Origin of the sequence: Streptococcus vestibularis, from assembly GCF_900636445.1 — a bacterium.
Classification (GTDB): Bacteria; Bacillota; Bacilli; order Lactobacillales; family Streptococcaceae; genus Streptococcus; species Streptococcus vestibularis.
Genome location: NZ_LR134275.1, coordinates 370069 through 382629, shown reverse-complemented (window position 1 = coordinate 382629; position 12561 = coordinate 370069). Strand labels below are relative to the sequence as shown.

Annotated in this window: 11 protein-coding genes and 2 pseudogenes; 5 read left to right on the top strand and 8 right to left on the bottom strand. The window is 37.1% G+C overall.

The window, feature by feature from the left end; genetic code table 11:
• Positions 1 to 88 precede the first annotated feature (88 nt).
• The 5 genes from EL076_RS02090 to EL076_RS02070 form a co-directional block, all read right to left on the bottom strand.
• Positions 89 to 313, bottom strand: coding sequence for an acyl carrier protein (locus EL076_RS02090; protein ID WP_002885495.1), 225 nt, complete (start codon positions 311 to 313; stop codon positions 89 to 91).
• 63 nt (positions 314 to 376) lie between these two features.
• On the bottom strand, positions 377 to 1339 hold the full coding sequence (locus tag EL076_RS02085) for a beta-ketoacyl-ACP synthase III (RefSeq protein ID WP_003095560.1): 963 nt from the start codon (positions 1337 to 1339) through the stop codon (positions 377 to 379).
• Positions 1339 to 1773 carry a fatty acid biosynthesis transcriptional regulator FabT gene (gene fabT, locus EL076_RS02080; RefSeq protein ID WP_003095649.1) on the bottom strand — a complete coding sequence of 145 codons (435 nt, stop codon included), beginning with the start codon at positions 1771 to 1773 and terminating at the stop codon, positions 1339 to 1341. The genes EL076_RS02085 and fabT overlap by 1 nt, the downstream gene beginning before the upstream one ends.
• A gap of 103 nt (positions 1774 to 1876) precedes the next feature.
• Positions 1877 to 2668, bottom strand: a complete 792-nt coding sequence (locus EL076_RS02075; protein ID WP_126429051.1) for an enoyl-CoA hydratase — start codon at positions 2666 to 2668, stop codon at positions 1877 to 1879.
• A 212-nt stretch (positions 2669 to 2880) separates the two neighbouring features.
• A complete protein-coding gene (locus tag EL076_RS02070) occupies positions 2881 to 3519 on the bottom strand; it encodes an HAD family hydrolase (RefSeq protein WP_126429049.1) in 639 nt (212 codons plus the stop codon).
• Positions 3520 to 3649: 130 nt separating this feature from the next.
• On the opposite strand from EL076_RS02070, the gene EL076_RS02065 reads away from it, so the two are divergent.
• Positions 3650 to 5008 (top strand): aspartate kinase, encoded by a 1359-nt coding sequence (locus tag EL076_RS02065; protein ID WP_126429047.1) that lies wholly within the window; start codon positions 3650 to 3652, stop codon positions 5006 to 5008.
• 151 nt (positions 5009 to 5159) lie between these two features.
• On the opposite strand, the gene asnA is transcribed toward EL076_RS02065, so the two are convergent.
• Together asnA and rlmD are read right to left on the bottom strand one after the other, a co-directional pair.
• A complete protein-coding gene (gene asnA, locus EL076_RS02060) occupies positions 5160 to 6152 on the bottom strand; it encodes an aspartate--ammonia ligase (protein WP_003095518.1) in 993 nt (330 codons plus the stop codon).
• A 109-nt stretch (positions 6153 to 6261) separates the two neighbouring features.
• Entirely contained in the window at positions 6262 to 7617 is a 1356-nt protein-coding gene (rlmD, locus tag EL076_RS02055) for a 23S rRNA (uracil(1939)-C(5))-methyltransferase RlmD (protein ID WP_126429045.1), read from the bottom strand.
• 34 nt (positions 7618 to 7651) lie between these two features.
• Between rlmD and recX the strand changes: the two genes are divergently transcribed.
• The gene (recX, locus tag EL076_RS02050) at positions 7652 to 8428 is read left to right on the top strand and encodes a recombination regulator RecX (RefSeq protein WP_003097878.1); all 777 of its coding nucleotides are present in this window, start codon (positions 7652 to 7654) and stop codon (positions 8426 to 8428) included.
• 70 nt (positions 8429 to 8498) lie between these two features.
• Entirely contained in the window at positions 8499 to 9032 is a 534-nt protein-coding gene (ntdP, locus tag EL076_RS02045) for a nucleoside tri-diphosphate phosphatase (RefSeq protein WP_003097880.1), read from the top strand.
• A 29-nt stretch (positions 9033 to 9061) separates the two neighbouring features.
• Here ntdP and EL076_RS02040 read toward each other — a convergent pair whose 3' ends face one another.
• Positions 9062 to 9721: a DUF1803 domain-containing protein gene (locus EL076_RS02040; RefSeq protein WP_126429043.1), complete on the bottom strand. Its 660-nt coding sequence runs from the start codon at positions 9719 to 9721 to the stop codon at positions 9062 to 9064.
• A 180-nt stretch (positions 9722 to 9901) separates the two neighbouring features.
• Here EL076_RS02040 and EL076_RS10055 point away from each other — a divergent pair.
• Positions 9902 to 11149, top strand: a pseudogene (locus EL076_RS10055) (ISL3 family transposase).
• A gap of 135 nt (positions 11150 to 11284) precedes the next feature.
• Positions 11285 to 12534: pseudogene (locus EL076_RS02030) on the top strand (ISL3 family transposase).
• Positions 12535 to 12561 lie beyond the last annotated feature (27 nt).

Sequence of the window (12561 nt, the reverse complement as noted above, 5' to 3'; positions counted from 1 at the left end):
TTTTCTAATCAAATAAATAGTTTAATAATCAAAGTAATTGTATAAACAAAGGAGAATATCCCTAATAAGAATATTCTCTATGACCTGCTTATTTAGTTTTCTCTTCTACGTAAGCAACAAGGTCACCAACAGTGTTAAGACCTTCTTCAGTTTCGATTTGAATATCAAATTCATCTTCGATTTCTGAGATAACTTGGAATACATCAAGTGAATCAGCATCAAGTTCGTCAAAAGTAGTTTCTACTTTTACTTCTTCTGCATCTTTCCCAAGTTCTTCAACAATGATTTCTTGTACTTTTTCAAATACTGCCATTTTATTTTCTCCTTTAAGATAAATATATTTCTTATAATCTATGCTGGTGCATAATTTATATAACTAGATTTTAACAATTAGACTGCCCCATGTCAAACCCCCGCCAAAACCTGAGAGAAGAATTGTTTGATCACTGCCTAATTGAAGAGTCCCATTCGCCACATTTTCAGAAAGCAAGATTGGAATACTTGCCGCACTGGTATTACCATAAGACATCATGTTAGCCAGAAATTTATCACGACTGACATCAATTTTCTTAGCCATAATATCCAAAATACGAATATTAGCTTGATGAAGAAGGAAGTAATCGGGATCACCTTTTTCTTCAACCAATGCTTTAATACTCTTCGAAACAGTCTTCACAGCAAAATCAAAGATTGCTTTACCATCCATTTGCATATAGGGATTAGGCTGCTCAGTACCATCAGAATAAGGCGAAATAACTGCAGAAGCTCCTGACTCAAGACCGCCCTTGCTACCGTCGGTATTTAAAGATTCACCAAAAAAATGTTCTTCTTCAGATTCTTCTAATAAAACACCGCCAGCACCATCTCCAAAAAGAACTGCTGTTGTACGATCAGACCAGTCTAAAGTTTTTGAAAGAACTTCAGCACCAATGACTAAACCTTTTTTGTAAGCGCCTGACTTTATCAATTTTTCTGCGGTTGCCAAAGCAAAGACAAAACCACTACATGCCGCAGTAATATCAAAAGCGAAGGCATTAACTGCTCCAATTGTTCCTTGAACACGTGCTGCCACTGACGGCATGGAGTTATCAGGAGAAATCGTTGCAACTAAAACAAAGTCTAGCTCTTCGGGAGATAATCCCGACTTTTCCAACAGCTGATAAGCAACATTGGTAGCTAAATCACTGGTATTCTCATTTAATGAAATGCGACGTTCTTGAATCCCTGTACGTGAGCGAATCCACTCATCACTGGTATCCATGATTTTAGATAGGTCATCATTGGTCACGACCTGAGCAGGTGCATAATGGGCAACCTGACTAATTTTTGCAAATGCCATTATTTTAACTCCTCAAGAAAGGCATGGAGATTTTCCAAGCCCTTGCTCATAACCTTTAACTCCTCGTCGTTAAAGCCTTCTGTAATCCGCATCACCATTGATTTATGGAAACCACGGTGAAGACGATATACCAGACGACCTTTTTTAGAAAGTGATAGATGGACCACACGACGATCAACAGATGATCGCGTACGAATAATATATCCTTTCTTTTCAAGTTTATTGAGAGAAGTTGTTACAGTACCAAGGGTTAACATAAGCTCTCTAGCAACTGCACTTGGTGTCGTATCTGGATGTGTACCAATCACATCAATGGTATGCATTTCCTTGAGGGAAACATCATTAAACTTTGAATTTTTCAAACTTGCTTCTTCGATAATAACGACGTTATTAAAAATATCAACAAGATAGCCATTAATTTTATCGTAATTCACACCAGACTCCTTTCAATAAGATTTGATTGTCAAATTATATCAGACTCAAACTAATTTAGCAAGTCCAATTTGAAAACTTTAGTTTTAATTTCTGAAAACAAGTTTATTTCCCTTGGAATTTAGGACGGCGACGCTCACTATAAGCACGTACACCTTCTTTAAAGTCCTCTGTAAATGCAAGAGATTTCTGCAAATCAAGCTCCAGCTTAGCATAATTTTCCCAACCTGCAAATTCAGATTCCCAAACCATTTCTTTAATTGCTTTGAATGAATTAACTGAAGAACGATTTAATTTCTTAATTAACTGACTCACTGTTTTCTCAAGCTTTTCTGAATCGACTACCTTGTAAGCAATTCCCCAATCTAAAGCTTTCTCAGCTGACACAGGCTCTCCTGTCATGGTAATTTGAGTAGCACGATTAATACCAATTGAACGAGTCAAAAGGTAAAGACCACCAGCATCAGGGGCCAAACCAACACCTACGAAAGCTTGAATAAATTTAGCTTTTTCAGATGCAATTGTAAAATCTGCTGCAACTGCTAAGTTAGCAGCAGCACCTGCACAGGGGCCATCAACAACCATGATGACTGGCTTAGGCAATTTTTTAAGAGCAAAAGAAATTTCATTCACTTGCTCAGCAATACGAACCAAAGATTGTACATCATCTACAGCAACAGCTTTTTTCATTTGATCAAGGTCTCCACCGACAGAAAAGACTTTCCCATTAGCATTGATAACCAAGAACTTCACAGATACATCTTGCCCTGCTTCCTCGATTGCAGCCATAATCTCATCACAAACTGGAATGTTAAATCCATTTTGCACTTCAGGGCGATTGAGAGTTAATGTTGCCACTCCCTCCTCAACACTATAAAGAATCGTTTCGTAAGCCATTTTAGCACTCCTTCCGATAACTAGTTACTATATCAAAACCGCATCTTATTTGATTTCTTATCATAATTTCATTTGACGAATAGATAATTTGATAATCAAATTATTTATCGTTATTTCCTAGTATACCATAGTCCACCTAAAGGTCAACATAAACTTAGATTTTTTTAATTTCACACATCAAAACACCGAGAAGAAAAGCTCGGTGTTGTTTTCTAATTTATTAAGTCTAAAACATCTGGAAGACTATCCAATAAACCTTTTGCAGCACTTTGATCCATACCAAACCGATTATCTTTAATCGCCCAGACCTCTACACCTGCAGCTACTCCAGCAGCAATTCCTTTTTCACTATCTTCAATGATAAGAGCACGATTTGCTTGCACGTTTAATTGCTTTAACGCTGTCAAATAAATCTCTGGATTGGGTTTACTATCTTTGAATTCCTCTCCTGAGAGAACAACATCAAAGAAACCTTGCAAACGATTTTCCTCCAAAGCTCTAAAGATATCTGCTTTCACTGAGCTAGAGGCTAAGCCTATTTTCACCCCTTGAGATTTCACTTCATTTAAAACCTTTAAAACATCAGGAAAAATTAATTCTTTATAGGGTAAGGGATTATTTTGTTTATAAGTATTGTACTCTTCTTGTAAAGTTGACACATCCCACTTATCATAATCATCTCTGAGAATATTTTCCCAAACCTGCTTAGTATTTCCACCTATAAAGAAAGACGGGGGTAAATGATCTATTGAAATACCTTTTTGGCCTAAAAAACTTGCCCGTCGATCATAATAATATTTTTCAGTGTCAAAAAGGACACCATCCATATCAAAAATAATTGCCTCTACCACGGGATATCCTCCTTTTCTTCCTTTATTGTATCATAATCAGACTAAATCTTAGTCGTTTTTAAAAACAATGTGACAAATTGTCAGAATTTTGCTATAATTGTAGAGTAATTTATAATTTTTTGGAGTAACTATGAAAGTCATCAAATTTGGCGGAAGCTCACTCGCTTCAGCTACACAATTAGAAAAAGTCTTAAACATTGTAAAATCTGACCCTGAACGCCGCTTTGTCGTTGTCTCTGCCCCTGGTAAACGTAACGATGAGGATACTAAAGTTACAGACGCCCTAATTAAATACTACAAACACTATATAAAGGGTGCTGATGTTAAAGCTGACCAAGAATGGATTATTAACCGCTACCAAGCTATGGTTGATGAACTAGGTTTCAAATCAAAAGAGATGGTAAACATTGCTAAAGCTATTACTGACCTCGCTACGCTTCCTATCGAAGATAACAATTTCCTCTATGATACCTTCCTAGCTGCTGGAGAGGACAATAATGCAAAATTAATTGCTGAATATTTCCGCAACAACGATATTGAAGCACGCTACATTCATCCTCGCGAAGCTGGTATCTTGGTCTCAAGTGAGCCAGGCAACGCCCGTATTCTTCCAGGTTCATATGATAAGTTAGAAGAACTTCGTGAATCAGATGAGGTTCTGATTATTCCTGGATTCTTTGGGGTCACCTCTGATAATCAAATTTGTACATTCTCACGAGGAGGCTCTGATATCACAGGCTCTATCGTAGCTGCAGGTGTTAAAGCTGACCTATATGAAAACTTTACAGATGTAGATGGTATTTTCGCAGCCCACCCAGGTGTAGTACATGAACCGCACTCTATTCCAGAGTTGACTTACAAAGAAATGCGTGAGTTGGCATATGCTGGATTCTCGGTTCTTCATGATGAAGCTCTCCTCCCAGCATATCGTGGTAAGATTCCATTAGTTATCAAGAACACCAATAATCCGGACCACCCAGGCACACGTATTATTCTTGAACACCAGGGAGCAACCGTTCCAGTTGTTGGTATTGCTAGCGATGACAAGTTTGTCAGCATCAATATGAGTAAATACCTCATGAACCGCGAGGTAGGTTTCGGACGTAAGGTGCTACAAATCTTGGAAGATTTAAACATCCGTTGGGAACACATGCCTTCTGGAATTGATGACCTTTCAATCATCATTCGAGAACGTGAACTTACCCCAATCAAAGAACAAGAAATCCTCTCTTACTTGACGCGTGAACTTGGTGTTGATGAAGTTGAAATTGAACATGGCCTTTCTATACTCGTGATTGTTGGTGAAAATATGAGAGACCACATCGGTGTTACAGCGACAGCGGCCAAAGCACTCTCTGAAAAACACATTAACCTTGAAATGATTTCTCAGGGTTCAAGTGAAGTTTCTGTCATGTTTGTAATTGAAACTGAACAAGAGAAAGAGGCCGTTAGAGCGCTCTATGACGCATTTTTCCGTAGCAACAACTAATTTTATAACCTATCTCCTACAAGGGATAGGTTTTTCTTTATAATGAAAATATATTCAACTCTCACGATACCTAGTCCAATAACACATTTTCTAATCAATAATGCACAATTTATTCCAAATTAAAAAGCACTAACTTTCGTTAGTACTCTTTTTACAAGATATTTTCGTAAGTTTCACGAACGGCATCTGGCCAAACTGAAGTTTGAACCTCACCGATATGTTTCTTACGTAGCAAGAACATAGCCATGCGTGATTGACCAATACCACCACCAATTGTTAGTGGGAATAAGCCATGTAACAAGGCTTGGTGCCAATCCAATTTCAAACGATCTTGGTCGCCAGTAATTTCAACCTGACGTTTAAGTGCATCTTCATCAACACGAATCCCCATTGATGATAACTCAAAAGCATGTCCTAATTGCTCATTCCAAACCAAAATATCTCCATTCAAACCATGATAACCGTTCTCAGACTCAGTTGTCCAGTCATCATAGTCAGGTGCACGACCATCATGCGGTTTCCCGTCAGGAAGTACACCACCAATACCAATCAAGAATACAGCACCATATTCTTTAGTAATAGCATCTTCACGCTCTTTTGGTGTCAAATCAGGGTACTTCTCAACAAGCTCTTCTGAATGGATGAAGGTAATTTTCTTAGGTAAGACGGCTTCAATATCGTAACGTGCCTCAACAGCAAGCTCAGTCAAACGAATGACTTTGTAGATTGTCTCGACGGTTTCCTTCAAATACGCAATATTACGATGTCCATCAGGAATAACCTTTTCCCAATCCCATTGGTCAACATAAACAGAGTGCGTTGCATCCAATGAGTCTTCATCTGGACGAAGAGCCTTCATATTAACCACAAGCCCTTCACCTTCATTAAAACCAAAACGAGCCAAAGTGTGGCGTTTCCATTTTGCTAATGAGTGAACAACTTCGTATGTCGCGTCAGGAATCTGAAGTACATTAACAGTTACAGGATTTTCAATACCACTTAAATTATCCTGCATACCATCCCCGACCTTACTCAAAATAGGCCCTTGCACTTCAACGACGTCAAGTTTATCAATTAAATACCGTGTGAAAGTATTTTTAACAAAAGAAATTTCCTTTTGTTGATGAATGAAGCTCTTCTTCATACGCTCCTCCTTAAAAAAATCGATAAGCCTATTATACTCCTATTTTTTAGAAAAATAAAGAAATTTTCCAACAATTTTGAAAATTTCTTGTTTTTTATGTTAGGTTTTGTCACATTTTCTTAGTTAGCTTCACAACTGCTTCTGTCCGAGCAGTATGAGGAAACATATCTACCGACTGAATATAGTTCACATCATAAACCTTAGCTAAAGAAACCAGATCTCTAGCTAAAGTAGACACATTACATGAAACATATACCATTTTTTTAGGAGTATATTCCAGTATAGTTTTGAGTAACTTATCATCCAAACCCGTTCTCGGTGGATCTACAATAAGAGCATCTGCTCGATAGCCTTCCTTATACCAACGTGGAATGATATCTTCTGCTTTCCCCACCTCATAGTAAGTATTTTCTAGGCCAAGTGATTTGGCATTCTTCCTAGCATCCTCAATAGCCTCAGGAATGATATCCATACCGCGAATACTCTTTACCTTATTTGCAAAAGCAAGTCCAATAGTACCAACCCCACAATAAGCATCAATAAGATGTTCATCCTTATCCACATCTAAAGCTTCGACGGCCTGACCATAGAGTACCTCTGTTTGTTGAGGATTCAACTGGTAAAATGCACGAGGAGAGAGAGCGAAGTTATAGTCCAGCACCTCTTCTTGGATTGTATCTTGACCCCAGATAATTTCCGTCTCTTGGCCATAAATCTCACTGGATTTCGAATAGTTATAATTGATAGCAACTGTTACAATTTCAGGATAACTTAAAATTAACTCCTTCACCAACTTAGTCAAAGAAACAGACTTAGATGTTACAAAAATTAGCTGGACCTGATTAGACCCTAAAGCACGTCGTATCATAACTGTGCGAATCCCAGAAATTTTGCGCTCATTATAAATCGGTAACTTGTATTTATCTAGCAAACTTGTAACCTTATTCATCATCGCTTGCGTTAACTCATCTTGAACCAAGCAATCATCAATATTAATTAGTCGATGACTTCCTTCCGCAAATAAGCCTGCTTTAACTGAGCCACCAAAAGAACGTGTTTGAAATTGTAGTTTAGCACGATAATGTTGTGGTTGCTCCATCCCAATTGTTTGACGAATCTCATAAGACTCAAAATTAGCCGGTTTGAACTTTTTCAAGGCTTGTCCTAATAGATCCGTTTTAAACTCTAATTGTTTATCATAACGAAGATGCATCAACTGGCAACCACCACACTCTTCATAGACACCACATTTAGGTTCAACACGAAACTTGGAAGCTTTATTAATCTTTAATAGTTTTGCCTGAACAAAGTTTCTCTTAACCGAAACAATCTGACAAAATACCTCTTCCCCCTTCAAAGCTCCAGGAACAAAAACCAATGTTTTTTTATAAAAACCAATGCCCTCACCATTGATCCCCATGCGTTTAATCTTAAGTGGGATACGTTGTTTCACTTGTAAATTCATACTACCATTCTAACATTTTGATATAATAATAACTATGAAAATCACAAAAATCGAAAAGAAAAAAAAACTCTATCTCGTCGAGATAGACCAAAAAGAGAGTCTCTATGTTACAGAAGACACCGTCGTCAAGTACATGTTAACAAAAGAAAAGACACTAAGTAAAAATCAGCTAGAAGATATTAAAAACTTTGCGCAGTTCTCACATGGTAAAAATCTGGCCCTCTATTTTATTTCCTTTAAACAACGTACGGAAAAAGAAGTAAGAGATTATCTTTTTAAGCATGAAATAAATCCACATATAATTCCCCAAATCATTGATAATCTAAAGAAAGACCATTGGATTGATGATTATAAACTTCTAGAAAGCCTAGCTCAACAGAATTTAAATTCCGGAGATAAAGGTGCCTATGTCTTGAAGCAAAAATGGCTACAAAAAGGCTGTGAGAAACAAGTCATTGACGAGGTATTAACCCAGTTTGATTTCTCGGAAGTAGCAATTAAAGTAGCTTCAAAATTATTAAGAAAATATCAAGGAAAATTACCAACCAAATCTCTAAAGGATAAATTGACTCAGAACCTCATTAATAAAGGCTTTGCATTCCAAGAAAGTAAGCAAGCTATTGACCAACTAGAACTAGAAGCCGATGAAGAAAATGAACAAACTCTCCTTTATAAAGAAATAGAAAAGCAATATCAAAAATTTAGTAAAAAATACGACGGTTATGAACTCAAGCAACGCCTAACACAATCTTTGGCCCGAAAAGGTTATGACTTTAATGCTATAGCCTCCGCTCTAAGAGAATATTTCTAGGAATTCCCCCTCTTTTCTCAAAATTATGATACAATAATGAAGATAACCCTTATTGTAGAAAGAGGACGCCATGAAATTACCAAAAGAAGGCGACTTTATCACAATTCAAAGTTATAAGCATGATGGTAGATTGCACCGTACTTGGCGCGATACTATGGTACTAAAGACAACTGAGAATGCTGTTATTGGCGTTAACGATCACACCCTCGTTACTGAAGCAGACGGAAGACGATGGGTAACGCGTGAACCTGCTATTGTTTATTTCCACAAAAAATACTGGTTTAATATTATAGCCATGATTAGGGATAACGGCATTTCCTACTACTGCAATTTAGCCAGTCCCTATGTTTTGGACCAAGAAGCGCTAAAATATATTGACTATGACCTAGATGTCAAAGTCTTCGCTGATGGTGAAAAAAAATTGCTAGATGTAGATGAGTATGAAACACATAAAAAAGAAATGCATTACTCTCCTGATATTGACTATATCTTAAAGGAACATGTTAAAATCTTAGTAGATTGGATTAACAATGGTAAAGGGCCATTTTCACAATCTTATGTTAACATCTGGTACAAACGTTATCTTGAACTAAGGAATCGTTAAAGTTGTCATAAAAAAGACTAGTAATAAAACTAGTCTTTTTTTGCACTAAAAACTAATGCTTCAGAATCTAAGTCCATATTCAAAAGATAACGACCTTCTTCTACTTGAATAAGATACCCTAATAATTCTAAAGCATCAACAAAAATATTCCTCCTTTTTTGAAGTGCATATTCCTTCCTAACGTATTTTAAAAGAAAAGTCGTAACATGTTTTAAAAAATATTCAGGATTAACATCCCCTAATATATCATATAATCTATTCTGCTCTTCCGATAATGGTAGATTTTCTCTTAATTTATAGAAATAGTTTGAAATTGTAAGATCATCTCTCGTGATACTCGTTTGTTCAATAATGACAACTTCATTAGTAGAATTACTTATCTCAGTAACAAATCTACGATTTAATAGTTCTAAATAACAAGTAGAATCATCATTAATAAAAAAATGCTGATCTAAATCAACTTTAGAAGAATCTGACACGAGACTAATTAATAAACGATAACGTTTCTCGAAACGTTCAATATAGCCTGCTTTTACAAACTCCTCAATTAATTTATCGATATTCTTTTGAAAAGGAAACTGCCTTTTTATTGCTCTCAGCGTCACAGGCTGATTAAGATATAGATAATTCACTATTTCCATAAAAAAAGCTTGCTTACATAGTTTGTTTGGGTTAAATTGTATTATCATAAGAAGTATTATACCATTATTCAGACCACTAAAAAAAGGCCTGACGGCCTAATTTTATGGGCTCTATAATTTCTGTAGTGGGTAAAACCACTGTAGAGATTATGGAGCTTTTTGAATGCAGACAAAAAGTCCCATAAGAACTATAATGAAAAGCAACCAAACCATCATTAGGAAGAACTTATGAAACTTATTAAGAATACCACAGAATTAATCGGAATTAAAGACCCTAACATCATTATTTCTCTTGTTTTTGAAACGGATACTCATATCGAGGTTCAAGCAAAACTGGATTATCCTGCACCACCATGCCCTCATTGCCAAGGAAAGATGATTAAATATGACTTTCAAAAACCTTCTAAAATTCCTCTTCTCGAACAAGCGGGAACGCCGACACTACAACGTCTGAAGAAGCGTCGCTTCCAGTGTAAAAATTGTAGACGAGTCACGGTAGCTGAGACGTCAATCGTTGAAAAAACTGCCAATCTCCAATCTAGTCCGTCAAAAGGTCTCACAACTCCTAACTGAGAAGGTATCACTAACTGATATTGCCAAAAGGCTTCGTGTGTCAACGTCCACTGTCTATCGTAAACTCGACCAGTTTACTTTCAAGTAACATTATGAAAAACTCTCAGCTGTTATGTCCTGGGATGAGTTTGGTTTTAAGAAAGGGGAATTGGCTTTTGTGGCTCAGAACTATGAGACAAACAAACTCATAACCATCCTTGATAATCGTCGCCAAACTACTATACGAAACTACTTTTTGAAGTATCCATTGAAAGTCCGACAACAGGTACAGTTTATCACGATGGATATGTCTGGAGCTTATATTCCACTGGCTCGTAAACTCTTCCCTAATGCCAAAATAGTTCTTAATCAATTTCACATTATTCAGCACCTTGGACGTGCCTTTTTAAAGACAAGAATTGTGATTATGAACCAGTTCGATAAGAAGTCTCTACCCTATCGAGCCTTGAAGAATCACTGGCGACTCTTCCAAAAGGACAGCCGTAAACTCTCTTTCAACTCTTTTTATTCAAAGACTTTCCGCCAAACTTTAGCACCACATGAAGTTGTTGAGAAGACATTGAATTTCTCAGAGGAACTCGCTAATTATTATAACCTCTATCAGCTCTTGCTTTTTCACTTTCAGGAGAAAAGAGTAGATGAGTTTTTTGAGTTCATTCAAGAAAACTTAAATGTCGTCAATCATTATTTTCAAACAGTCTTTAGGACTTTCCTTAGACTCAAGCAATACATCAAAAATTCCCTAGAAACGGACTATTCAAACGCAAAACTTGAAGCGACTAACAAGTTGATCAAAGACATCAAACGATTAGGATTCGGTTTTAGAAACTTTATTAACTTTAGGAAGCGTGTCTTCATCACTCTGAACATAAAAAAAGAGAAGACCTATCAGGTCCTCTCTAGATGTTAGCTTTTCGGGCTCTATAATTTCTGTAGTGGGTAAAACCACTGTAGAGATTATGGAGCTTTTTGAATGCAGACAAAAAGTCCCATAAGAACTATAATGAAAAGCAACCAAACCATCATTAGGAAGAACTTATGAGACTTATTAAGAATACCACAGAATTAATCGGAATTAAAGACCCTAACATCATTATTTCTCTTGTTTTTGAAACGGATACTCATATCGAGGTTCAAGCAAAACTGGATTATCCTGCACCACCATGCCCTCATTGCCATGGAAAGATGATCAAGTACGACTTTCAAAAAACTTCTAAAATTCCTCTTCTCGAACAAGCGGGAACGCCGACACTACTATGTCTGAAAAAACGTCGTTTCCAGTGCAAAAGTTGTAAGAGAGTAACGGTGGCTGAGACATCAATCGTTGAGAAAAACTGCCAAATTTCCAATCTAGTCCGACAAAAGGTTACACAACTCCTAACTGAGAAGGTGTCACTAACTGATATTGCCAGAAGACTTCATGTGTCGACGTCCACTGTCTATCGTAAGCTTGACCAGTTCACTTTCAAGAAACATTATGACAAACTCCCAGCTATAATGTCCTGGGATGAGTTTGGGTTCAAGAAAGGTGCCTTGGCTTTTATCGCTCAAAACTATGAGACCAACGAGCTCATAACCATCCTTGATAATCGTCGCCAAACCACGATTCGAAACCACTTTTTGAAGTACCCATTGAAAGTTCGACGAAAGGTGCAGTTTATCACAATGGATATGTCTGGAGCCTATATCCCACTAGCCCACAGACTCTTTCCAAACGCCAAAATCGTTCTTGATCGTTTCCACATTATCCAGCACCTTGGACGTGCCTTTTTAAAGACAAGAATTGCGATTATGAACCAGTTTGATAAGAAGTCACTACCCTATCGAGCCTTGAAAAATCACTGGCGACTCTTCCAAAAGGACAGCCGTAAGTTATCTCTCAACTCTTTCTATTCAAAGACTTTCCGCCAAACTTTAGCACCACATGAAGTTGTTGAGAAGACATTGAATTTCTCAGAGGAACTCGCTAATTATTATAACCTCTATCAGCTCTTGCTTTTTCACTTTCAGGAGAAAAGAGTAGATGAGTTTTTTGAGTTAATAGAGGAGAACATGAGCAAGGTCAATCACTACTTTCAAACGGTCTTTAGGACTTTTATTAGACACAAGCAATACATCCAGAATGCGCTAGAAACAGACTATTCAAACGCGAAACTAGAAGCGACTAACAAGTTGATTAAAGACATCAAACGGTTGGGATTCGGTTTTAGAAACTTCATCAACTTTAAGAAACGTGTCTTCATCACTCTGAACATAAAAAAAGAGAAGACCTATCAGGTCCTCTCTAGATGTTAGCTTTTCGTCACCCACTACAG

Bases quoted from the DNA above. Each gene is read 5' to 3' on its own strand.
- EL076_RS02040 (WP_126429043.1), bottom strand. From the start codon at position 9,721: ATGATAATACAATTTAACCCAAACAAACTATGTAAGCAAGCTTTTTTT.
- EL076_RS02085 (WP_003095560.1), bottom strand. From the start codon at position 1,339: ATGGCATTTGCAAAAATTAGTCAGGTTGCCCATTATGCACCTGCTCAG.
- asnA (WP_003095518.1), bottom strand. From the start codon at position 6,152: ATGAAGAAGAGCTTCATTCATCAACAAAAGGAAATTTCTTTTGTTAAA.
- rlmD (WP_126429045.1), bottom strand. From the start codon at position 7,617: ATGAATTTACAAGTGAAACAACGTATCCCACTTAAGATTAAACGCATG.
- EL076_RS02090 (WP_002885495.1), bottom strand. From the start codon at position 313: ATGGCAGTATTTGAAAAAGTACAAGAAATCATTGTTGAAGAACTTGGG.
- EL076_RS02075 (WP_126429051.1), bottom strand. From the start codon at position 2,668: ATGGCTTACGAAACGATTCTTTATAGTGTTGAGGAGGGAGTGGCAACA.
- recX (WP_003097878.1), top strand. From the start codon at position 7,652: ATGAAAATCACAAAAATCGAAAAGAAAAAAAAACTCTATCTCGTCGAG.
- ntdP (WP_003097880.1), top strand. From the start codon at position 8,499: ATGAAATTACCAAAAGAAGGCGACTTTATCACAATTCAAAGTTATAAG.
- EL076_RS02065 (WP_126429047.1), top strand. From the start codon at position 3,650: ATGAAAGTCATCAAATTTGGCGGAAGCTCACTCGCTTCAGCTACACAA.